The sequence below is a fragment of the Bradyrhizobium monzae genome (genome assembly GCF_021458635.1).
Taxonomy (GTDB): Bacteria; Pseudomonadota; Alphaproteobacteria; order Rhizobiales; family Xanthobacteraceae; genus Bradyrhizobium.
The window spans coordinates 117007-137512 of sequence record NZ_JAIRDQ010000014.1 but is presented as its reverse complement, the minus strand read 5'-3'; the positions used below and the strand labels follow the sequence as shown (position 1 = coordinate 137512).

Annotated in this window: 23 protein-coding genes and 1 riboswitch; of the genes, 8 read left to right on the top strand and 15 right to left on the bottom strand. The window is 64.3% G+C overall.

All coding sequences use genetic code 11. The features are described from left to right. The first annotated feature begins 239 nt into the window (after positions 1-239). Positions 240-863, top strand: coding sequence for an outer membrane protein (locus K3F49_RS35030; RefSeq protein ID WP_234685417.1), 624 nt, complete (start codon positions 240-242; stop codon positions 861-863). A gap of 87 nt (positions 864-950) precedes the next feature. Here the strand turns inward: K3F49_RS35030 and K3F49_RS35025 are convergent, their stop codons facing one another. The 4 genes from K3F49_RS35025 to K3F49_RS35010 all read right to left on the bottom strand — a co-directional run bounded on the left by K3F49_RS35025 (position 951) and on the right by K3F49_RS35010 (position 3632). Continuing rightward, positions 951-1166 carry a cold-shock protein gene (locus K3F49_RS35025; RefSeq protein WP_027534220.1) on the bottom strand — a complete coding sequence of 72 codons (216 nt, stop codon included), beginning with the start codon at positions 1164-1166 and terminating at the stop codon, positions 951-953. 252 nt (positions 1167-1418) lie between these two features. Continuing rightward, complete coding sequence (locus K3F49_RS35020) at positions 1419-2279, bottom strand: 23S rRNA (adenine(2030)-N(6))-methyltransferase RlmJ (protein WP_234685416.1); 861 nt, start codon at positions 2277-2279, stop codon at positions 1419-1421. Positions 2280-2333: 54 nt separating this feature from the next. Then, complete coding sequence (locus K3F49_RS35015) at positions 2334-3047, bottom strand: ribonuclease T2 (RefSeq protein WP_234685415.1); 714 nt, start codon at positions 3045-3047, stop codon at positions 2334-2336. Positions 3048-3167: 120 nt separating this feature from the next. After that, positions 3168-3632: a hypothetical protein gene (locus K3F49_RS35010; RefSeq protein WP_234685414.1), complete on the bottom strand. Its 465-nt coding sequence runs from the start codon at positions 3630-3632 to the stop codon at positions 3168-3170. A gap of 182 nt (positions 3633-3814) precedes the next feature. Between K3F49_RS35010 and K3F49_RS35005 the strand changes: the two genes are divergently transcribed. Both K3F49_RS35005 and K3F49_RS35000 read left to right on the top strand, forming a co-directional pair. Then, a complete protein-coding gene (locus K3F49_RS35005) occupies positions 3815-4117 on the top strand; it encodes a hypothetical protein (RefSeq protein WP_234685413.1) in 303 nt (100 codons plus the stop codon). 45 nt (positions 4118-4162) lie between these two features. After that, complete coding sequence (locus tag K3F49_RS35000) at positions 4163-4693, top strand: DUF3617 domain-containing protein (protein ID WP_234685412.1); 531 nt, start codon at positions 4163-4165, stop codon at positions 4691-4693. Between the two features lie 15 nt (positions 4694-4708). On the opposite strand, the gene K3F49_RS34995 is transcribed toward K3F49_RS35000, so the two are convergent. From K3F49_RS34995 to K3F49_RS34985, 3 genes are read right to left on the bottom strand one after another with little or no spacing between them, the layout of a single operon-like run. Beyond that, on the bottom strand, positions 4709-6097 hold the full coding sequence (locus tag K3F49_RS34995; RefSeq protein ID WP_234685411.1) for an ATP-binding protein: 1389 nt from the start codon (positions 6095-6097) through the stop codon (positions 4709-4711). 19 nt (positions 6098-6116) lie between these two features. After that, the gene (locus K3F49_RS34990; protein ID WP_234685410.1) at positions 6117-6848 is read right to left on the bottom strand and encodes a response regulator transcription factor; all 732 of its coding nucleotides are present in this window, start codon (positions 6846-6848) and stop codon (positions 6117-6119) included. Next, on the bottom strand, positions 6845-7387 hold the full coding sequence (locus K3F49_RS34985; protein ID WP_234685409.1) for a MarR family winged helix-turn-helix transcriptional regulator: 543 nt from the start codon (positions 7385-7387) through the stop codon (positions 6845-6847). Before K3F49_RS34985 ends, K3F49_RS34990 begins: the two co-directional genes overlap by 4 nt. A 339-nt stretch (positions 7388-7726) precedes the next feature. Between K3F49_RS34985 and K3F49_RS34980 the strand changes: the two genes are divergently transcribed. The 4 genes from K3F49_RS34980 (at position 7727) to K3F49_RS34965 (ending at position 11316) form a co-directional block, all read left to right on the top strand. Then, positions 7727-8809, top strand: a complete 1083-nt coding sequence (locus K3F49_RS34980; protein WP_234685408.1) for a branched-chain amino acid aminotransferase — start codon at positions 7727-7729, stop codon at positions 8807-8809. A gap of 138 nt (positions 8810-8947) precedes the next feature. After that, a complete protein-coding gene (gene hisS, locus K3F49_RS34975; protein ID WP_234685407.1) occupies positions 8948-10468 on the top strand; it encodes a histidine--tRNA ligase in 1521 nt (506 codons plus the stop codon). Between the two features lie 67 nt (positions 10469-10535). Beyond that, positions 10536-10790 (top strand): tautomerase family protein, encoded by a 255-nt coding sequence (locus tag K3F49_RS34970; RefSeq protein ID WP_256561971.1) that lies wholly within the window; start codon positions 10536-10538, stop codon positions 10788-10790. Between the two features lie 133 nt (positions 10791-10923). After that, complete coding sequence (locus K3F49_RS34965) at positions 10924-11316, top strand: thioesterase family protein (protein WP_234685406.1); 393 nt, start codon at positions 10924-10926, stop codon at positions 11314-11316. A gap of 2 nt (positions 11317-11318) precedes the next feature. On the opposite strand, the gene proC is transcribed toward K3F49_RS34965, so the two are convergent. Beyond that, positions 11319-12143, bottom strand: a complete 825-nt coding sequence (proC, locus tag K3F49_RS34960) for a pyrroline-5-carboxylate reductase (RefSeq protein WP_234685405.1) — start codon at positions 12141-12143, stop codon at positions 11319-11321. 201 nt (positions 12144-12344) lie between these two features. Further along, a complete protein-coding gene (locus K3F49_RS34955; protein ID WP_234685404.1) occupies positions 12345-12845 on the bottom strand; it encodes a type III secretion system chaperone family protein in 501 nt (166 codons plus the stop codon). Positions 12846-13255: 410 nt separating this feature from the next. Beyond that, positions 13256-13429: riboswitch (FMN riboswitch) on the top strand. Positions 13430-13503: 74 nt separating this feature from the next. Here K3F49_RS34955 and K3F49_RS34950 point away from each other — a divergent pair. Then, a complete protein-coding gene (locus K3F49_RS34950) occupies positions 13504-14079 on the top strand; it encodes a 6,7-dimethyl-8-ribityllumazine synthase (RefSeq protein ID WP_234685403.1) in 576 nt (191 codons plus the stop codon). Positions 14080-14386: 307 nt separating this feature from the next. Here the strand turns inward: K3F49_RS34950 and K3F49_RS34945 are convergent, their stop codons facing one another. The 6 genes from K3F49_RS34945 to K3F49_RS34920 all read right to left on the bottom strand — a co-directional run bounded on the left by K3F49_RS34945 (position 14387) and on the right by K3F49_RS34920 (position 20494). Beyond that, positions 14387-15421 (bottom strand): D-alanine--D-alanine ligase family protein, encoded by a 1035-nt coding sequence (locus K3F49_RS34945; RefSeq protein ID WP_234685402.1) that lies wholly within the window; start codon positions 15419-15421, stop codon positions 14387-14389. Beyond that, positions 15418-16446 carry a putative zinc-binding metallopeptidase gene (locus K3F49_RS34940; protein WP_234685401.1) on the bottom strand — a complete coding sequence of 343 codons (1029 nt, stop codon included), beginning with the start codon at positions 16444-16446 and terminating at the stop codon, positions 15418-15420. The genes K3F49_RS34945 and K3F49_RS34940 overlap by 4 nt, the downstream gene beginning before the upstream one ends. Positions 16447-16660: 214 nt before the next feature. Next, a complete protein-coding gene (locus K3F49_RS34935) occupies positions 16661-17614 on the bottom strand; it encodes a ribose-phosphate pyrophosphokinase (protein WP_234685400.1) in 954 nt (317 codons plus the stop codon). 193 nt (positions 17615-17807) lie between these two features. Next, complete coding sequence (locus K3F49_RS34930) at positions 17808-18425, bottom strand: hypothetical protein (protein ID WP_234685399.1); 618 nt, start codon at positions 18423-18425, stop codon at positions 17808-17810. A gap of 183 nt (positions 18426-18608) precedes the next feature. Further along, positions 18609-19376 carry a peptidoglycan editing factor PgeF gene (gene pgeF, locus K3F49_RS34925; RefSeq protein ID WP_234685398.1) on the bottom strand — a complete coding sequence of 256 codons (768 nt, stop codon included), beginning with the start codon at positions 19374-19376 and terminating at the stop codon, positions 18609-18611. Next, on the bottom strand, positions 19376-20494 hold the full coding sequence (locus tag K3F49_RS34920; protein ID WP_234685397.1) for a class I SAM-dependent methyltransferase: 1119 nt from the start codon (positions 20492-20494) through the stop codon (positions 19376-19378). Before K3F49_RS34920 ends, pgeF begins: the two co-directional genes overlap by 1 nt. Positions 20495-20506 lie beyond the last annotated feature (12 nt).

Genomic DNA, 20506 nt, shown 5'->3' with positions numbered 1-20506 from the left:
GGCGCTGGGGGAGCCGATTTGAAGTTCCGGCCGTGCCGCACGCACAGGATGGCGGCGCAGTTCCCGGTAACGCTTCCTTAAGTCTGTTAACAGCGCGGTAACGGGTCTTAACAGCCCTTTAACTTAAAACTCTCGATAAATCTTCCGCGAAAGAGTGGTGGTCCCGTAACCATGCGGTCGGGCCTTGCGCGGTGGCGCGGGCGTCGCACCCGGTTGCGGCAGTTGCGTTGGAGTGTGTGATGAAGAGGCTCGTTGCGGGCGCAGCCGCGTTGGTTGCAGCCGGCTGGACGGCGTCGGCAGAGGCCGCCGATCTCAGCTACGGGCAGCGCGCGCCCTATACGGTCAATCAGCCCCTCAATGGCTACAGCTGGGCCGGCCCGTATCTCGGCGCCAATCTCGGCTATGAATGGGGCTCGGTGAGCAACACGCCCGTGAAGCCCTCCGGCTTCGTCGGCGGCGTGCAGGCCGGCTACAATTTCCAGAACGGCCCGTGGGTGTTCGGCGTCGAGGGCGACATCCAGGCAGCAGGCGCCGACGACACTTTCGCGCCGTGGAAGTTCTCCAATCCCTGGTTCGGCACGCTGCGCGGTCGCGCCGGCTATGCCTTCAGCAACATCCTGTTCTACGGCACCGCCGGCCTCGCCTTCGGCGAGTTGCGCGCGCAGACCTTCGGCTGGACGGAATCGCACACCACCGCCGGCTGGACCGCCGGCGTCGGCGCGGAAGTCGGCTTCGCGCCGAACTGGAGCGCGAAGCTCGAATATCTCTACATCGATCTGTCGTCGAGCCAGTTCGCAATTACAGGCGTGTCAAACGGCTATAGCGCCAGCGTTGTTCGCGCAGGCGTGAACTATCACTTCTGATAGCCAAATAAGAAAATACCGGACAACAGCCTCCCGGCCGCTCGCGGCCGGGACTTTTTTTGCGCCGAGTTTTTTGAGTCAGGTCCGCTAGGAAAGGATCACTAAATTGACCGCCTTCGGCCCCTTCCCCTTCTTGTCCGGTTCGACTTCGAATGTGATACGCTGTCCTTCGGCAAGGTCCTTCAGTCCCGCCCGCTCAACAGCGGTAATGTGAACGAAGACATCGCGACCGCCGTCGTCCGGCTTGATGAAGCCGTAGCCGCGCTCGCCGTTGAAGAACTTAACCGTTCCCGTATTGGCCATCGGGAAACTCCCCCTCATTGCTCCTCCGTCGCAACGCAGACGCGCGTCGCGACATGACCGGGCATCACGAAGCCCGGGAGAGCTGGCCATCCTTGGGCAGACCCTTCGGTCCGACTGGATCTTTCTTAGGCCTTCACTCCGCCGCAACCATTCGCGGAAGCGGAACGTAAAGCCAGTCACGCCAACAGCATAATACGGTTCTTTGCAGATTGACTACCGCTACTGCATATTTTTCCCAAGAATGCCGGAGTGTTACGGCTTCGGCACCTCTAATCGGAATCTGGCAGCGCCGCCCTGACCGAGCGGCATTTCCAGCTCGGGCAGGATCGTCTTGAGCTCGCCCTGCAGCGTGTAGGGCGGATTGACGATCAGCAATCCCGTCGAGGTGAGAGCCGCGCCGTCGACCTGTGGTGCAGCGCTGAATTCGAGCCGGAGACATTTTCCCGGAGTCTTTGCTGCGGCTGCGGTCCGCGCCACGAGTTGCGCCAGCGTGTCGGTCGCCCGCCGGCTCTTGGCGGGGTACCAGATTACATAGATACCGGTCGGCCATTTCGCGAATGCGGTCGAGAAGGCTTCACCCAGTCTTTCGAACTCGTCTTTCGCCTCGAACGGCGGGTCGATCAGCACGAGCCCGCGCCGCTCCTTCGGCGGCACGAACGCCGGCAGCGCCATCCAGCCGTCGAGATCGACCACGCGGGCCTGTTCGTCGCGCCGCAACACATCGATCAACGCCTTGCGCGCCTTCGGTTCGAGCTCGCAAGCCACGAGCCGGTCCTGCGGCCGCATCAGGCCGCGCGCGATCAGCGGCGAGCCGGGATAGGCCTTGAGCTCGCCCTTCGGATTGAAGGCGCGGACGATGTCCATGTACGGCTTGGTCAGTGCGACTGTCTCGTTCGTGAAGCGCGCCTGCATCAGCCGCGCGATCCCCGTCAGCCACTCGCCGCTGCGCCGTGCCTCGTCGCTGTCGAGATCGTAGAGGCCGGCACCCGCATGGGTGTCGATGACGCGGAAGGCGGCCGGCTTGTCCTGCAAATAGGTCAGGATGCGCGCCAGAACGATATGCTTGATGACATCGGCGAAGTTGCCGGCGTGAAAGGCGTGGCGGTAATTCATGCAAGAGCACTACGCCACGTGATGGCTTCAGCAAAGAGGCACGAGAGCCCGGGGCTACCCACCCCTGACCGGCGGCATTGTCACCTGGTCGCGGCGGCAGGCGCGACGGTCGAGTTCTTCGCAGGCGCGGAATTGCAGATCCTTGCTGAGGCAGATGCGGACCTCGGAGAGCCGCGTGCGATTACAGGTGACCGAGACGGCGGCGCTGCTCAGGCCCGGATTGGCCTTGATGAAGGCTTCTTCCACCTCGCCCGGGGCCACGGTCTTGGTCTGCGACAGGTCGAGATATTCGGCCGGAATCTTGATCACGGCGCGCGCCTTCCGGATCGTCTCGAAGTAATTGCGACCGTCGAGCCCGGAGCAGGTGCCGTGCTTGTCCCACTCATTGAAGATCAGGCCCGGCGCCGGCATCAGATCGAGCATCGTGGAGACGATGTTGCGGTTCAGCCGCGGCGATGGCCGCTGGCAATATTCAGGGAAGCCGTTCTCATATTGCGGCCACAGCCCGTGCACCACGAAGGAATAGGGCCGTCCCTCACACTGGATATTCGAGCGCCCGCCGCCGCGGCCGCGCTCGGCCGCCTCTTCGCAGAAGGACGGCGACCACGACAGCGACAGCACGTAGAAATCGAATTCGCCGGGCGCGTTCTGCCGTTTGTCCTGCGCTTTCGCGCCACCGGCCAGCGCGATCGGCCCGGCGGCAAGAATCAGGGGGAGGGTCAGTGAGATCACAAGGCGGGAGAACGAGTGCAATCTAAAACGAAACATGGCGACGCCCCTCAGCTAGACTGTGCAACAGAGCCTAGCAGGCGATAAGAACATTTCAAGAACAGAATTCGGGCAGCCGCCGATCGGCCGCTTGGTCGGTCCGATTCAGGGATCTTCGAATTACGGCTTGGCGGCGCGGCAGGCCGGATTGTAGGCCCAGTTGCGGTCGAGCCCGACCACGCACCATTCGACGCCCTGGCCGTAACCGGCGAAGCCGCCATCCTCGACGATCGAGAAGTGCACCTTCCGCACCTTGCCGTCATTGAGCATGGCTTCGCCGGTGCAGAAACGGCGCGGAATGTTGTCGGACGCCCAGGGTCGGAACGCGGTCTCGTGGACGGCCGAGAAGCCCTCGATCCTCAACGGCGAATTCCAGAACGAGCTTTCCTTCTCCCAGAACTGGTTCGCGATCGTCGGCAGCGCCCTCTCGCAATCGGCGACGTTGCCGTCATAACGCGGCCCGCTCAGCCAAAAATTCAGCTCCAGCGGATTGGCGGCCCTGGCCTCGCTGAGCGACAGCGCCCCGAACATGAGGCCGAGAATGGCGGCAAACCGAAGCGATTTCAGGGAGGTCGAGGCGCGCATGGGCAATCCAGACAGCATGATCTGCGAAGCTCTGACGGTGCCGCGAAGGGCGGGGGAGGTCAAGTGCAGCGCGGCAACACTTGGCCAGGACTTGATCACAACGTCGCAGTCTTCAGGCCTTCCGTTCTTTCCACCGCCGCGCCGGCACCGTAAACTGCCCCCAATCAATCGGAGTGACGGGAATGCGAATCATTGCGGCCGCGGGCCTTGCCAGCCTGGTTTTCTCGGGGATCATGGCGAGCCAGTCGGCGCGTGCCGACATCTTTCCGGTGCCGCCCTTCAAGGGCAACGACACCGGCGGCATCATCGCCTATTCCATGGCGACGCAGACCGACGCGCGCCAGGTCGCCGTCGATCACTGCGCGCGCTACGGCAAGGTGGTCAAATTCCTCGCGGTGCAGGCCTATGAGGGCGGCTACATCTCCTTTGCCTGCCGCTGGGTGCCCTACGGCGCCGCCGAACGGCCGATCCGCACGCTCTACTGAGGCGTTTTTCGGAAAGCCAAGATCTCTCAGCCGGGAGTCGCTCGCATGACGCGCAAGCTTGCTTTGCTCGGATCAGTCGTTTGTCTCGTGTTGTCGGCAGGGAGCGCCCTGGCTGACGACCTGCCCGTACGCAAGGCCGGTCTCTGGGAATTGAAGATGGTCAGGACCGGCTCGGCCATGCCGGAAATGACCATGCAGCACTGCACTGACGAGGCCGTCGACAAGGAGATGAACAACAACATCTCGCCGATGGCCAAGCAGGTCTGCTCCAAGCAGGAGATCAAGAAGACGGCGACCGGCTATGTCAGTGATTCCGAGTGCAGCGTCGCCGGCATGTCCACGACGTCGCACGCCGAGATCACCGGCGATTTCAATTCGGCCTACACGGTGAAGACCTCGTCGCATGCGCAAGGTGGCGCGGTCGGTGCCGCGGGGCGCGACTCCACCATGACGCTCGAAGCGAAATGGCTCGGCGCCTGCAAGCCCGATCAGAAGCCCGGCGACATCGTGATGCCCGGCGGCTTCAAGATGAACGTCCGCGACGTCGACAAGCTGAAGGCGCTGCTGCCGAAATAGCTGAGACTACTGCAGCTACACCGGAATCCGCACGCTCGCCCTCAATCCGCCCATCGGGCTGTCGCCCAGCGTGATGTCGCCGCCATGCGAGCGGGCGATGTCGCGGGCGATGGCGAGCCCTAAGCCGGTGCCGCCTTCGTCCTGGTTGCGGGCATTGTCGAGCCGTAGGAACGGCTTGAACACTTCCTCGCGCAGATGGACGGGAATGCCGGGGCCGTCGTCGTCGACCGTGACAGTCAGATAGCGATGATCGCGCTGGCCGGAGATGGCGATGGCCTTGCCGTAGCGCGCGGCGTTGGTGACGAGGTTGGCGAGGCAGCGCTTGAACGAGGCCGGCTTTACCGTGACCACGGGCAGACCGCTGAATGTCACGGTCGCGGCGTGGCCGTGGCGTTCGGCATCATTGCGCAACTCCTCGAGCGCCTGCGCCATGTCGGTCGGCTGCGACTGCTCGCCGGAATCGCCGCGGGCGAACGCAAGGTAATCCTCCAGCATCATCGACATCTCGTCGACGTCCTTGCGCATACCCTCCATCTCGGGACTGTCGCCGATCAGCGCCAGTTCGAGCTTGAAGCGGGTGAGGATGGTGCGCAGATCGTGGCTGACGCCGGCGAGCATCGCGGTACGCTGCTCCATCGCGCGTTCGATGCGCGACTTCATCTCGAGGAAGGCGCCCGCCGCGCGCCGCACCTCGCGCGCGCCGCGCGGCCTGAAGTTTGGCGCCTCGCGGCCTTTGCCGAAACTTTCCGCGGCGTCCGCAAGCCGCAGGATCGGCTTGATCTGGTTGCGCAGGAACAGCACCGATACGATCAGCAGGATCGAGGACGTGCCGACCATCCAGAACAGGAAGATTTCCGAGTTCGAGGCGTAGGCGGCGCTGCGCTGTGCAAACACGCGCATCACGGCATCGTCGAGCTGGATGCGGATCTCGACGAGGTTGGAGCGGCCGACCGTATCGATCCAGAACGAGCGCCCGATCTGACGGCCGAGCTGCACCGACAGCGTCTGGTCGAGCAGCGAGAAGAACGGCTTGGGGCCTGGCGGCGGCATGTCGCCGGCAGGCAGGAAGTCGACGACGAGTCCTAGACGTTGCTGCGCGATGCGGCGGATCTGGTCGCGGTCCTTGTCCTGCGGATAGCCCTTGTAGACGTCGATCAGCGCGGCAACGTCCTGCACCACCGCGGCCGACAGCCGGCGCGTCACCGTGTTCCAGTGCCGCTCCATGAACACGAAGGCGACGACCGATTGCAGGATCACCATCGGCACGATCATGATCAGCAGTGCGCGCGCATAGAGGCCGGTCGGCATCCAGCCCTTGAACGCGTTGCCCATCCAGCCATTGGCGGCGGAGACGCGGCCGGCGGCGCTCTTGAGCAGCGTCAGGCCGGTATCGATCGTGCTCATCAGTCGTGCTTCACTGCTTCTATGGCGAGGCTACCAGCCGGTAGCCGATGCCGCGCACCGCCTGGAGGAACAGGGGGTTGGCGGGATCGGTCTCGATCTTGCGCCGCAGGCGGTTGATCTGCACGTCGACGGCGCGCTCGTTGACGCTGCCATTGCCGGTCAGCGCGCTGCGCGGCACGGTCTCGCCCGGATTCTCCGAGAGAATCCGCAGCATCTCGCGCTCGCGGTCGGTGAGATGGATGACCTCCTCGCCCTGGCGCAACTCGCCGCGGTCGAGATGGTAGACGTAGGGACCAAACGCGATCTTCTCCACCGCCGCGGCCTGGACCGGCGGCGCCGCGCGCTTGAGGATGTTGTTGATGCGCAGCGCCAGCTCGCGCGGCTCGAACGGCTTTGCCACGTAATCGTCGGCGCCGATCTGCAGGCCCTCGATGCGGGCCTCGGCTTCATGGCGTGCCGTCAGCATCACGATCGGCACCGAGGAGGACGTGCGGATGAAGCGGGCAAGATCGAAGCCGGTCTCGCCGGGCATCATGACGTCGAGGATCAGCAAGTCGAAATGCAGGCCCAGAAGCTTGGATCGCGCATCACCCGCGCTCGAAGCGGTGGTGACGCGATAACCTTCAGCCGCGAGAAAGCGCGACAAGAGATCGCGAATGCGGCGATCGTCGTCGACCAGCAGCAGATGCGGGGCATCGTCGGCCGGTTGCACTGGCGGGCGGGCGAGCGTGGCAGCGAGCGGCACGGTCACTCCTTTGAGTCTTGATGGGTGGTGGCGAAGATCGTCTCCAGCACCTTGTCCGGATCCTCGCGGTCGATCATCGCGCGCAGGAAGCGCTTGACGGTCTCGGCATCCTGCGGCGCCATCTCGGCGAGCGCCTTGGTGATGCGCGTGGTCTGGAGGCCGGCGAGCTTCTGCACCAGTGCTTCGCCCTTCGGCGTCGCATAGAGCAGCCGCTGGCGGCGGTCATTGTCGCCGGTCTTCTGCACGATGTAGCCCTCGTCCAGGAGCTGCTTGAGCACCCGGCCGAGCGATTGTTTGGTGATGCGCAGGACGTCGAGCAGGTCGGCGACCTTCAAACCGGGATAGCGATAGACGAAGTGCATGACCCGGTGATGGGCCCGGCCGAAGCCGAAAGCCTCCAGCTCCTGGTCGGGATCGCCGACGAAATCGCGATAGGCGAAGAACAGCAGCTCGATGATATCCCAGCGCAAATTGCCTCCATCGCCTGCCGCCGGCCGTGGCTCGGCAGCGTCTTGAGAGGGAGTTGCGAAATTTATGTCAGGCATATTGACGTATCTTGGGTTCAATGTTACAAAACGATCAGCCCGCACGAAATTTTAAATCGTTTCGCGTCGGGCGGCATTTCTAACGGCGGCCGGAGTGAGCCGGACAGGCGGCAACGGCCGGATCAGATCTACCGTGCGATTGTCGAGCGGCATTTCGGCAAAACATACTGGACTTCCGCCTTCCGCAAAAGCATGTCCTCGGAAGACATGCTGGCCACGGAAACCGGCCGTAACAAGGCTGGCGGTGGTCCGGCCAGAAACCACATCAAGCCAGCCGGGCCCAAACAGGGTAGGCGGGCGCCAGAACAGCGCCGCCATCGGCTGCGGGAGGCCAAGGACATGAGCATGAAATTCGACATCCAGCCCGCATCCAATCCCACTCCTGAGAAGGACCGGGTCGCCAAGCTGGTCGACCCCGGCTTCGGGCGCGTCTTCACCGATCACATGGCAGTGGTCCGCTACAACCAGGCCAAGGGCGGCTGGTATGAGGCGAAGATCGAGGCTCGCTCCAATTTCCAGATGGATCCGGCCGGCGCCGTCCTGCACTACGCCCAGGAAATTTTCGAGGGCCTCAAGGCCTACAAGCGCGACGACGGCGGCGTGAATCTGTTCCGCCCCGACGCCAATGCGCGGCGCTTCAAGGACTCCGCCGATCGCATGGCGATGGCGCAGATCCCCGAGGACGTCTTCATCGAGGCGGTCGAGCAGGTCGTGCGCATCGATCGCGCCTGGATGCCGGGCGGCGAGGGCAGCCTTTATCTGCGACCCTTCATGATCGCGAGCGAGACCTTCCTCGGCGTCAAGCCGTCGTCGGAATACATCTTTGCGGTGATCGCTTCGCCGGTCGGCTCCTATTTCAAGGGCGGCCCCGCGCCGGTCTCGATCTGGGTCTCCGAGAATTACACGCGCGCTGCCGTCGGCGGCACCGGCGCCGTCAAATGCGGCGGCAATTACGCGGCGAGCCTGCGTGCGCAGGCGGAAGCGATCCAGCACGGCTGCGATCAGGTCGTGTTCCTCGATGCGGTCGAACGCCGCTACATCGAGGAACTCGGCGGCATGAACGTGTTCTTCGTGTTCGACGACGGCTCGCTGTCGACGCCGCCGCTCGGCACCATCCTGCCCGGCATCACCCGCGACTCCATCATCGCGCTGGCCCGCGATGCCGGAAAGACCGTGCGCGAGGAGCCGTACTCGCTCGACCAGTGGCGCAAGGATGCGGCCTCCGGCAAGCTGAAGGAAGCCTTTGCCTGCGGCACTGCGGCCGTGATCTCGCCGATCGGCAAGGTGCGCTCGGTGAGTGGTGATTTCGAGATCAGCGGGGGCGCCGCAGGTCCCGTCGCCATGGGCCTCCGCAAGCAGCTCGTCGACATCCAGTACGGCCGCACCAACGATCCGCACAGCTGGATCAAAAAGGTCATTTGATCAGCAGCGGAGCTGATTCTGCGCTCTTTCTTCCCTTCTCCCCTTGTGGGAGAAGGTGGCGCGAAGCCACCCTCTCCCACAAGGGGAGAGGGTACACCGCCCGGGTTGCCGCGGCGTACATCGGATAGCAACGCCGCCATGAAAGATAAGGCCAAAAAACCCCAGAAACTGAAGGCGCGCCTGCCGCGCGGGCTCGAGGATCGCGATCCCGCCGCGATCCGGGCGACGCGCGAGATGGTCGAGAAGATCCGCGCCGTCTACGAGCTCTACGGATTCGAGCCGGTGGAGACGCCGGCGATGGAATACACCGACGCGCTCGGCAAATTCCTGCCCGACCAGGACCGCCCCAACGAGGGCGTGTTCTCGTTCCAGGATGACGACGAGCAGTGGATCAGCTTGCGCTACGATCTGACCGCGCCGCTCGCGCGCTATGTCGGCGAGCGCTACGGCACCGACGGTCTGGTCCTGCCCTACCGCAGCTACCGCGTCGGCTATGTCTTCCGCAACGAGAAGCCCGGTCCCGGCCGCTTCCGCCAGTTCATGCAGTTCGACGCCGACACGGTCGGCTCGGCGACGCCGGCGGCGGATGCCGAGATCTGCATGATGGCCGCGGACACGATGGAAGCGCTGGGCGTTGCGCGCGGCCAGTACGTGGTCAAGGTGAACAACCGCAAAGTGCTCGACGGCGTTCTGGAAGCCATCGGGCTCGCGGGTGAGGAGAATGCAGGCCGCAGGCTGACCGTACTGCGCGCGATCGACAAGCTCGACAAGTTCTCCGCCGACGAAGTCCGCAAATTGCTCGGCCCCGGGCGATGGGATGGCGGCGAAGAAGGCAAGGGCGACTTCACCAAGGGCGCCAATCTGAGTGCGGCGGAGGCTGACGTCGTTCTCGCCATCACCAAACCACGCGACGATTGGAAAGAGGCCATTGCCGCTGCCGAAACCTATCTCGCCAAGAGCGGGGTCGGTCAGGCCGGCGTGAGCGAGCTGGAAGAGATTGCCAAGCTGGTCACGGCGTCGGGTTACGGCGTCGACCGCATCAAGATCGATCCGTCCGTCGTGCGCGGCCTCGAATATTACACCGGCCCCGTCTACGAGGTCGAACTGCTGCTCGACACCAAGGACGAGAAGGGCCGCCCGGTGCGGTTCGGCTCCGTCGGCGGCGGCGGACGTTACGACGGCCTGGTCTCGCGTTTCCGCGGCGAGCCGGTGCCGGCGACCGGCTTCTCGATCGGCGTCTCGCGGCTGCAGGCTGCGCTGACGCTGCTCGGCAAGCTCGATACGCGACCCGAAGTCGGTCCCGTCGTGGTCACCGTGTTCGACCGCGACCGCGTCGCCGACTATCAGAAGATGGTGGCGTCCTTGCGTACCGCCGGCATCCGCGCCGAGCTCTATCTCGGCAATCCCAAGAACATGGGCAACCAGCTCAAATATGCCGACCGTCGCAACTCACCCTGCGTGGTTATCCAGGGCTCGGATGAAAAGGCGCGCGGCGAGCTGCAGATCAAGGATCTGATCGAGGGCGCCAAGGCCGCCGCCGCGATCGCCTCCAACCAGGAATGGCGCGAGACGCGGCCCGCGCAGTTCTCGTGCAGCGAGGCCGATCTCGTCACGAAAGTGCGCGAGGTTCTTGCACGCCATGACGTAAAGTGGGGATAGCCATTCCGGCAGGCCGTCATGCCCGGGCTTGTCCCGGTCCTCCACGTCCTGTTTGATGCGCACCTTCATGAACGATCGGGGTGTGCCCGGTCATCGCGACAGCAGCAGGGAGAAGACAATGCCTGAGATCACCGTCAGCATGGCCGAAGGCCGCACCGACGAGCAGAAGGCCGGCATGATGCGCGACATCACGCAGGCGCTGGTGAAGAATCTCGGCGTCGATGCCGATGCCGTCGTCATCCAGATCAACGAAGCCCCTCTGCGCCACAAGATGAAGGGCGGCAAGACCTTTGTGGAGCGCGCGGCGGCTGCGAAGAAGTGACGCGTTAGCGTCATTCCGGGGCAGCCCGTCAGGGCTGAACCACAATGCGCAACGGCGCATTGGTGAATCTCGATCGACAATCTCCAGATTCCGGGTTCGCGCTTCGCGCGCCCCGGAATGACGAGCAAGCCCCATGGACGCACGCGACTTCATCACAATCGGCATGAGCGCCGAGCGCACGCTGGTAGTGCCGACCGAGCGGACGGTCGGGCATTTCGTGCCGGGCATGCCTTTTGTTTATGCGACCCCGATGATGATCCTGGAAATGGAGATGACGTCGGGCGATGCGATCCGCTTGGCGCTGCAGCCGGGCTGGGTCACCGTCGGCACCGAGGTCGACATCCGCCACCTCGCCGCAGCGCTCGTCGGCGCGACGGTGCGGACCACGGCGAAAGTGGTCGCCGTCGAGCGCCGTGTCATCCGCTTCGAGGTCGAGGCCTTCGAGGGCACGCGCAAGCTCGGCGAAGGTCGCCACGCGCGCGGGCTCGTGAATGTCGAGACGTTCAACAAGCGGTTGGGCGCGTAGCCTTACTTGGCCAATTGCTTCGACCGCTTCGTCGCAGCCGCGATCGCGCGGATCATCAACTCGCGCAAGCCGGGCTCGCCCATCAGCACGCCGAGAGCAGCGGCAGTGGTGCCGCCGGGTGAGGTGACGTTCTGCCGCAACGTGCTGGAGGGAAGATCCGACTGGTGCAGCAGCTCACCGGAGCCCGCGACCGTTTCGCGCGCGAGCTTCGTCGCGAGCGCCTCGGGCAATCCCGCTTCCACGCCGGCGCGCGCGAGCTCTTCGGCGAGCAGAAACACATAAGCGGGCCCGGAGCCGGAGACGGCGGTCACCGCATCCATCAGGCCTTCATCCTCGACCCATTCGACCGAGCCGGTGGCGCGCAGCAATGCGTCGGCCACCGCACGCTGGCCAGCGCTGACGTTCTTCGCTGCAACGGCCACGGTGATGCCGCGGCCGATCGCGGCCGGCGTGTTCGGCATCGCGCGGACGACGGCGCCGCCGCAGACCTCCTCGAGCGAGGCGATCGTGGTTCCCGCCATGATCGAGACCACCGAGGTCTTTTCCGTGACGAATGATTTCAGCTTGGCGCCGGCCTCGCGGAACATCTGCGGCTTCACCGCGACGACCATCGTCTCGACGTGGCCTGCCGCCTTCACATCAGGATTGAGCGCGATGCCCTTGGCGGCCAGCGCGGTGATCTCGGGCGAGATGAAAGGATCGACCACCGCGACACGGCGCGGATCGAGCCCGCCCGCAAGCCATCCGGCCAGCATCGCGCCGCCCATCTTGCCGGCGCCGGCGAGCAGGATGGTTCCGGTGATATTTTGGAGAGTGCTGTTCGCCATCGCTGTTACCACAATCTCGCTGTCGTCCCTGCGAACGCAGGAACCCCTGCGCGAGCGCTTGCGCTCGTCGCATAACCACAGGGGGTTCTAGTGGATGGAGAGCAGAGCAACAAGCGTTGTGCCACGAGAGGCATCACGCGGCATGGGTCCCGGATCTTCGCTGCGCTCGTTCGGGACGACCCGCGGAGGACTAGACGAACCTTACGCCTCGCCCGCCGTATCGAACATCGCAGCGTCCATCGCCTGGGCCGTAGTCTTGCCCGCCCACACCACGAACTGGAATGCCGGGAAGTAGCGTTCGCAGGCGTGGATGGCGCCGGCGAGCATGGCTTCGCATTGCGCGGTGGAGGCGGTCAGGCCGCCCGGCAGCACCAGCGCCTGGCGATGCATGATCATGCCGGTGTTGCTCCACAGGTCGAAATGGCCGATCCACAATTGCTCGTTGACCGCGGCAACGAGCCGCTGCACCTCGCCCCTGCGCGTGACCGGAATCTTCATGTCGAAAGCGCAAGCCAGATGCAGCGCTTCGATCTCGCCCATCCAGGTGAACGAGATCTGATAGTCGGTCCATTGTCCCTTCGAGACAATGGTCAGTTCGTCTTCGCCGGAGCGTTCGAACGGCCAGTTGTTGCTGGCAGCGATATCCTCGACCACCGCGAGCGGATGGCTTTTGGAATCGATAGTGCCTTCGAGCAGGGACATGCCGTCTCGACCTCTTGCCTTCTTGTTGTCCTTGATACGCACGCGGTTGGTCCGGCGCGCGCTCCCTTAGTCTCGTTAAGGCGATCCCTCAGGAGTCGCTGTTGCGATCCCGGGATCAGCGCGGGCTTGTCGCGGATCAACTGATGTGATTTGCGGAATCTGCGCAACCGGCTGCCGAGTCCGTCCACAAGCCAGGACTCGTTCGTCCACAGCTCATCTCGGCCACAATTATTAACGAAAAGAACAAATCGGAATCGGACTCCCGGACCGCGCACCAATCGTTAATTCCGCCCCGCGAGGGCGGCACCCCCATGGCGGCATGGCACCATGCGGTTTTTTGCGGCGGAACACGCTTGCTGCGGCCCCGGACCGGCGTCATATTTCCGCTCAGGCCGTTCATTCCGGACGGCCGATGTTCTCAGGGCGGGGTGAAAGTCCCCACCGGCGGTAAGGGCCGAAAGGCCTAAGCCCGCGAGCGCCTTCCCCAAGGGGTTTCCTGAAAAGGATTTTCTCCAAAGGAAGGGTCAGCAGATTCGGTGCAACTCCGAAGCCGACGGTCAAAGTCCGGATGAAAGAGAACGGTCGGTGGCGGACGCATCGCGAGATGCGGCTGTTTGTCGTTCCGTGTGCCCTGATTCTGGTCCTTTGAAGGAAAGCCATGAATCAGATGTTGCAAGATCCCCAAGTCCAAACTTCCCAAGCCGAAACTTCCCAGACAACCCAGCCGCCGGTTCCAGTGGATCCGCCGGCGACCGCGCACCCGCGCTTTGCGAAGCCGCAGCGGGTGGCCTTCGTCCAGGCCTGCTGGCACCGCGACGTGGTCGCGGAAGCCCGCATCGCCTTCGTGAAGGAGGCCGAAGCGCGCCACCTCACCCATGTCGACGTGTTCGAGGTGCCCGGTTCGTTCGAGATCCCGCTGCATGCGCAGGTCCTCGCCAAGACGCGGCGTTACACCGCGATCGTCGCGGCCGGCCTTGTCGTTGACGGTGGCATCTATCGCCACGAGTTCGTCGCCGACACCGTGATCAAGGCGCTGATGGACGTGCAGCTGCGCACCGAGGTGCCGGTGTTCTCCGCCGTGCTGACGCCGCAGCAATTCCACGAGACCGAAGTGCATTACGATTTCTTCCGCAGGCACTTTGCGATCAAGGGCGTCGAGGTCGCGGCGGCCTGTGCGGAGACATTGCACGGCCTGGAGCGCCTGCGCGGCCAGGTCGCAGCGGGAATTGTGTAGGGGGGGCGCAAACACTCTCACTCCTCATCCTGAGGAGCGCGCAGCGCGTCTCGAAGGATGAAGGCCACAGTGGGGCCTCATGGTTCTCCGAGCGATGCGAAGCATCGTCCGGAGACGGCGCTCGCGCGCCTCCTCACCATGAGGGTCTGGCATCGCGCCAAGTCACAGGCCGCTGATTTGTCAATCCCGCCGCCGCCCCTATCGGCGGCGGGAGGAGGCCGTGCCGTGGAGACGGGCGGCCGACAATCACCATCCATCACGTGCTCTCGATGACGCTCGGTGGTGCTGCCGAGCTTCACCTAAATGCTCACCCCAGCGACACACCCGCCTTGGCGCGGCTTATTCCGAGGGTCAGGATGCGATGCAGGAGATCCCTGTATTTCAGCCCGTCGTGTTGAGCCGCCGTGGCGAACTCCTGGCTCTTGGCGATCTCGGGGTTGGGGTTCGCTTCGATGAAAAACGGCGTGCCATCGGCGGCGAGACGGAAATCGATGCGCGCATAGCCGTCGAGGCCCAGTGCCCGGTAGATGCGTTTCGCCGCGCGCTGGATCCGCGCGGTGACTTCGGGCGCGAGGTCTTTCGCCGGCCCGTCGACGATCCCGACACGTTCCTGATAGTCGGTATCGTGCTTGGCCTTTTCGGTCGCGATGTGGCGTGAACTGCGTCCGCCCATGCTGCCGAATTTCAATTCCCAGACCGGCAGCACGCGCAGCCGGTTGTTGCCGAGCACGCCGACATACAGCTCTCGCCCCTCGATGAACTGCTCGGCGATGGCGGCGGATTCGACCCGTTCGTGGATGAAGGCGACCCGTTCGGCCAGCTTCTCGTCCGTGTCGACGATCGATGCCTGCGAGATGCCGAAGGATCCATCCATGTTCAGGCTCTTGACGATCAGCGGCAGCGCGAGACGCGTCGGGCGTTTCACCTTGCGGCGCATCGGAAAGACAGCGAAGGCCGGCGCCGCGATGCGGCGGTGATGCACCAGCGTCTTCGACAAATCCTTGCCGCGTGCGAGGATCAGGCCGCGCGGATTGCACCCGGTATAGGGGACCTTCATCAACTCGAGATAGCTCGCGATGTGCTGGTCGTAGGCGACGTTGTTGTGGAATTCCTCCAGCAGCGTGAAAACCACGTGCGGCTTGAACTCCTCGATCGCTTCGCGGATCGGCCTGATTTCCTCCTGCGCGCCGAGCGCGCGGACCTCATGGCCAGCCGCGCGCAAAGTGCTGACGACGTCGTATTCCGTTTTCCAGTTGTTGATCTCCTGCGGGGTGTATCCGTCGGTCGAATCCGGAGGCAGGAAGTCCGGATGCATCAGCACGAGAATGCGGAGTCGTCTCATAGCGCGATCCATTTGCGCCGAGACGGGCCAAACAGCGCGTGCATCGTCTTGGCGGTCACAAGGACGGTGAAATCGAGAACGAGCTTCTGTTCAGAGCCCACGGCGCGCAGATCGAGCTCGCGGCAGCGGGAGATCATGTCGTCGAGCACGGCATCGAGTGTAAGTTGGTTCTCGCCTGTCCATCGCGCAACCAACTGCCTGATCTGGGCACGATGTCGCCTGATCAGGCTCGAAGCCGGCCTGGACCGATGATGCCGAGGATCGGTGGAAAACAGCCGGGAGAGGTCGCGGTCGTAAGTCTTCGGTGGCGTGAAGGCGTAGAAAGCCTGCTTCTTCTTGTAGTGGTCTTCGAGTGTCTGGCTGAGCTTGCTCAATGGATCGACACGGTGCCGCGTCGTGATCAGCGGTCGCTTTCCCGCTATCTCGCCCATCAGCTCGTCGACATATTCGAGCTTCTTCAGCGCCGGCCAGCCGGCATATCGCGTCCGCCAGTTCGAGCGCGGCCGCAGCCACACCGCGAAGGTTTCGGCAAAGTCCTCGTCCGGGTGGCTCTGCGCGTACCAGAGGCGGAGGTGCTGGACGTAACGCCTGCTTGCCGGGTTGGGCCGGTAGTAGCGCGGATAGTGCTTTGACGACGGGCCGAACAGCTGCTGCCAGCGCCGCCGGCGCTGCAGTTGGTAACCGTGCTGCAGCGCGTGGCCGGCCTCGTGACGGAGGATGGCCATGCACTCGCGCCAGGTTCCGCCCTCGACGTCGAACATCATCTTCTTCTCGAGCTTCATCAGGCGGGGATGGGCGAGATAGAAGGGGAGCGCGATGCCGGGTACATCTCCCGGACTGAACCATTCGCTCGAGATCCACGTATGCGGCCGCAGTCGGATGCCCCGCTCCTCGAGCTCCTCGTGAAGCGTGCCAACGCAGTCCTCGAGCCAGGTGCCTTCGACCGTAACCCGCAGGCTGGAGAGACGCTGCTTGAGCAGTTGCTCGTCTGACAGCCTCTCCCAAGCGAATTTCCGACGCGGCATCAGGTATCCAGAGGGCAGTGATGACTCGATGTCATGATGATGTCATGGGCAGCTGCCGGCAACAACCCGCAGGTGCGAGGAGGGGCGCTGCGGCGCGTCAGGGTTCGATGCCGTAGGGTTGGCAAAGCGGAGCGTGCCCACCAAAAAGAAAAGGTGGGCACGGCGCTTCGCGCCTTTGCCCACCCTACGAGACCTTCCGAGATCGAAAAGAAACTCAGTCGAACAGGCTCGACACCGACTCCTCCGCCGCGGTGCGCGCGATTGCGTCCGAGATCAGGCTCGCGATTGGCAGCGTGCGGATGTTCGGCGCCTTGGTCACGGCTTCCGTCGGCAGGATCGAGTCGGTGATGACCAGCTCTTTCAGCTTCGAGCCGGCGATACGGGCCGCCGCGCCGCCGGAGAGCACGCCGTGGGTGATGTAGGCGTAGACATCCTTCGCGCCCTTGGCGATCAGCGCATCGGCCGCGTTCACCAGCGTGCCGCCGGAGTCCACGATGTCGTCGATCAGGATGCAGGTATAGCCGGCGACGTCGCCGATTACGTTCATGACCTCGGATTCGCCCGCGCGTTCACGGCGCTTGTCGACGATTGCGAGTGGAGTGTTGATGCGCTTGGCGAGGCCGCGTGCACGGGCCACGCCGCCGACGTCGGGCGAGATCACCATCGTCTTGGAGAGGTCGAACTTCTCCTTGATATCGCGCACCATGAGCGGCGCCGCGTAGAGATTGTCGGTCGGGATGTCGAAGAAGCCCTGGATCTGGCCGGCATGCAGATCGAGCGTCATGACGCGGTCGACGCCGGCTTGCGTGATCAGATTGGCAACGAGCTTGGCCGAGATCGGCGTGCGCGAGCCGGACTTACGATCTTGCCGGGCGTAGCCGAAATAGGGCAGCACCGCGGTGATGCGGCGCGCCGAGGAGCGGCGCAGCGCGTCGGTGATGATCAGTAGCTCCATCAGATGGTCGTTCGCCGGGAACGAGGTCGACTGGATGATGAAGGCATCCGAGCCGCGGACGTTCTCCTGGATCTCGACGAAGATCTCCATGTCGGCGAAGCGCCGTACCACCGCTTTGGTCAGCGGCAGGTCGAGGCCCTGCGCGATCGCTTGCGCGAGGGCCGGATTGGAGTTGCCGGCGACAAGCTTGATGGAGCCGTTCTTGGCCGACATGGACGCTTCCTCCCGCGCTTTGCTGGATACGACGTTCAACATCAAAGAATACCCACTGGCAGCACGGTTACGACGGGCGAGGAAATATCAGGCCGAGGGCCGCGATGGCAACCCGGGATGCTACGTTTTCCCTTCGAAATCCTGAGTCGGGCCAACGGCTTGGCTGGTACTTGGGCCCGTGGTTTAGCGGTGGTTATTGCTGGGCATAGCTGAGCGCCGAGGTCGGCATCTCCGCCACCGGAGCCTCCGGCGTCACGCTGGCCACGGCCGGTCCGCGCAGGCCTGGAACCGAACCCGGCGCATCGGCCGGCGCACCGTTGATCATATTGGAAAGTCCGCTGAATCCGGCCTGGGCGATCTTCCGCAGCACGAGGTCGTCGGCGGCCTGCCAGGGGTCACGACCGCCCTTGGTCGCGGTCGGTTCCTCGCCGGAGAGGCGCAGCGCCCGCTGCTGGTTGGCGTCGTAGACGTCCCAGACCCAGGCGATCACGGTCTTGCCGCGGACCACCTGGGCGGAGAGATAGCTGCGCACGCGGTAGGCAGCCGTCCCCTCGCGGGAGACCACCGACAGACTGCGAAGCTTGGATTCGCTGTCGAGCACGCCGACCATGCGGTCGAACACCTGCGGCGGCGGCCCGTCGATGGATTCGAAGGCGACGGTCGCTCCGGAGCCGGCGCTCGGCGCCATCGCGTAGGAATTGGCGGGCGCGTTGCCGCCGGCGCAGCCGGCCAGCACGGTCGCTGCTGCCAGCAGCATGACCGCCAGCACGCGCGAACCCGCGCGGTGCAGAAAAGATGACGCTTCCCTCATTGGGGGCAGCGATATCGTTAAAATCGATTAAGGTCTAGGGCGGAGGCGACACAAGCCACCGTCATTCCGGGGCGCGCCGCTTGGCGCGAACCCGGAATCCATGTCGTCCCGTCATTGCTGCACGATGGATTCCGGGTTCGGCTCTTCGAGCTGCCCCGGAATGACTGCGTGTTGCTGTTGTGTTCACCCCTCCAGCGCGATCGCGTGAATGTGGCGGCCGTAATCCGGCTCCTTGCGATGAACTGAACGGCGATAGCTGAAGAAGCGCTCGTCGGCGTAAGTGTCCAGGCCAAGATCGTCGATCATCAGAATGCCGGCGGCTTCCAGTCGCTTGCGGATGAAGCCGGCGAGGTCGAACATCGCGTGGCCTTCGCGCACCGACGGGATGAAAAACACGGCGTTGTCCGCATCCGTCTCGATGAAGCGCGCGACGAACTCGTTGCCGACCTCGTAGCTGGCCTGCCGGATCAGCGGGCCGATCGCGGCGATGATGCCGCTGCGGGTCGCGCCGAGTGTCTCCATCGCCGAAATCGTGGACTCGAGCACGCCAGTCAAGGCGCCTTTCCAGCCGGCATGCGCGCCGCCGATCACACCTGCGTTGGGATCGACGAAAAGCACCGGGCCGCAATCGGCAGTGGAGACGCCGAGTGCGATGCCCGGCGTCCTGGTCACCAACGCATCTCCCTTCGGCCGCGGGCCGCTTGGCCAGGCGCGATCTGCGACGAGGACGTCGGGCGAATGGATCTGATGCAGGCTGACGAAACGCTCCGGTGCAACGCCGACATGCTCGGCCATACGGCGGCGGTTCTCTGCAACAAGGGCCTGATCGTCGTTGGAGCCGAGCCCGCCGTTCAGCGCGGCATAGATGCCGTTGGAGACGCCGCCCTCACGCGTGAAGAAAGAATGGCGCAGGCCCGGCACCGCCGACAGCAGCGACGAAGTGAGAGTCATCAATGGCCTCCGGCCTGTTCGAGATCGCTGAGACCCGCAAGGCCCGTCAGCCGCGGCTCGGAGATGCCGAGCACCTTGAACATCGCGCCCATGCCGCTGCGCCCGGTGTCGGTGAGCCGCTTCAGCGCCACGGAAATGTCGGTCGCCACCTCCGGCGTCGCCTTCTGCATCAGCGCGGCTGCGCGCGTGTCGACGCCGATACGCTTGAGGAAATCACCTTGCGTCACCGGCCCGTGCACGCGGGCGCCGACATCCTCAGCCGCGCGCGCCAGCGCCTGGAAGTCGACATGGGCGGTGACGTCGGCCTGGCCCGGCGCCTTCAAGGGATCGGTGAAGGAGTGGCGCGCGATGGCCTGAAAAGTGTCGCCGGCATCGCTGCGCAGATGGCCGTAATCGATGATCAGCGCCGCGCCGTCCTGGTCCCGCACGCGCGTGGCAAGCTTCATGATCTCCGCGTCGGGCCGCCATTCGAACACCGCGCCGACGGGCGCTGCGCGCACCAAGGGCGGCAGCAGCACCTCGAAGCGTGGCGTCGGCTCGGCGGCCGCGCCGAACTGAAGCTTGCCGTTGGGGTCGATTTCGACCACACGCTCGTGCCAGCCGTCCTCGCGCTTCACCATCTGGTGGATCGGCAGCACGTCGAAATATTCGTTGGCAAGGATGATGCTCGGTCCCTCAGGCACGTCGTCGATGCTGTCGTGCCAGGCGATGTTGTTGCGCACGCCCGACAATGTCGCACTCTGCCGCTCGCGCAGGACCGGATTGACCTCGATCAGATGAATGTTCAGCCCCTGATAGAGCGGCGGCAGGACGCGCAGTGCGCGCAGCGCATCCGCCATCATGGTGCCGCGGCCGGGGCCGATCTCGATCAGCCGCAGGAATTGCGGCGAGCCCATCTGTTTCCAGACGGAGGCGGTCCACAATCCCAAGAGCTCGCCGAACATCTGGCTGATTTCGGGCGCGGTGGTGAAGTCGCCTTCACGCCCGAGCGGATCGCGCGAGACGTAATAGCCGTAGCGCGGATGCATCAGGCACGATTCCATGTATCGCCAGACCGGCATGGGGCCTGAGGATTTGATCAGCGCCTTGATCTCGTTGAGCAATGGCTGTTCGGTCACGATCTGTCTTCT

Bases quoted from the DNA above. Each gene is read 5' to 3' on its own strand.
- K3F49_RS34995 (WP_234685411.1), bottom strand. From the start codon at position 6,097: ATGAGCACGATCGATACCGGCCTGACGCTGCTCAAGAGCGCCGCCGGC.
- K3F49_RS35030 (WP_234685417.1), top strand. From the start codon at position 240: ATGAAGAGGCTCGTTGCGGGCGCAGCCGCGTTGGTTGCAGCCGGCTGG.
- K3F49_RS35010 (WP_234685414.1), bottom strand. From the start codon at position 3,632: ATGCGCGCCTCGACCTCCCTGAAATCGCTTCGGTTTGCCGCCATTCTC.
- K3F49_RS34965 (WP_234685406.1), top strand. From the start codon at position 10,924: ATGGACGCACGCGACTTCATCACAATCGGCATGAGCGCCGAGCGCACG.
- K3F49_RS34985 (WP_234685409.1), bottom strand. From the start codon at position 7,387: ATGCCTGACATAAATTTCGCAACTCCCTCTCAAGACGCTGCCGAGCCA.
- K3F49_RS34950 (WP_234685403.1), top strand. From the start codon at position 13,504: ATGAATCAGATGTTGCAAGATCCCCAAGTCCAAACTTCCCAAGCCGAA.
- pgeF (WP_234685398.1), bottom strand. From the start codon at position 19,376: ATGACTCTCACTTCGTCGCTGCTGTCGGCGGTGCCGGGCCTGCGCCAT.
- K3F49_RS34930 (WP_234685399.1), bottom strand. From the start codon at position 18,425: ATGAGGGAAGCGTCATCTTTTCTGCACCGCGCGGGTTCGCGCGTGCTG.
- K3F49_RS35020 (WP_234685416.1), bottom strand. From the start codon at position 2,279: ATGAATTACCGCCACGCCTTTCACGCCGGCAACTTCGCCGATGTCATC.
- K3F49_RS34955 (WP_234685404.1), bottom strand. From the start codon at position 12,845: ATGTCCCTGCTCGAAGGCACTATCGATTCCAAAAGCCATCCGCTCGCG.
- K3F49_RS35005 (WP_234685413.1), top strand. From the start codon at position 3,815: ATGCGAATCATTGCGGCCGCGGGCCTTGCCAGCCTGGTTTTCTCGGGG.
- proC (WP_234685405.1), bottom strand. From the start codon at position 12,143: ATGGCGAACAGCACTCTCCAAAATATCACCGGAACCATCCTGCTCGCC.
- K3F49_RS34980 (WP_234685408.1), top strand. From the start codon at position 7,727: ATGAGCATGAAATTCGACATCCAGCCCGCATCCAATCCCACTCCTGAG.
- K3F49_RS34935 (WP_234685400.1), bottom strand. From the start codon at position 17,614: ATGTCGGCCAAGAACGGCTCCATCAAGCTTGTCGCCGGCAACTCCAAT.
- K3F49_RS34940 (WP_234685401.1), bottom strand. From the start codon at position 16,446: ATGCCGCGTCGGAAATTCGCTTGGGAGAGGCTGTCAGACGAGCAACTG.
- K3F49_RS35000 (WP_234685412.1), top strand. From the start codon at position 4,163: ATGACGCGCAAGCTTGCTTTGCTCGGATCAGTCGTTTGTCTCGTGTTG.
- K3F49_RS34945 (WP_234685402.1), bottom strand. From the start codon at position 15,421: ATGAGACGACTCCGCATTCTCGTGCTGATGCATCCGGACTTCCTGCCT.
- hisS (WP_234685407.1), top strand. From the start codon at position 8,948: ATGAAAGATAAGGCCAAAAAACCCCAGAAACTGAAGGCGCGCCTGCCG.
- K3F49_RS35015 (WP_234685415.1), bottom strand. From the start codon at position 3,047: ATGTTTCGTTTTAGATTGCACTCGTTCTCCCGCCTTGTGATCTCACTG.
- K3F49_RS34970 (WP_256561971.1), top strand. From the start codon at position 10,536: ATGAACGATCGGGGTGTGCCCGGTCATCGCGACAGCAGCAGGGAGAAG.
- K3F49_RS35025 (WP_027534220.1), bottom strand. From the start codon at position 1,166: ATGGCCAATACGGGAACGGTTAAGTTCTTCAACGGCGAGCGCGGCTAC.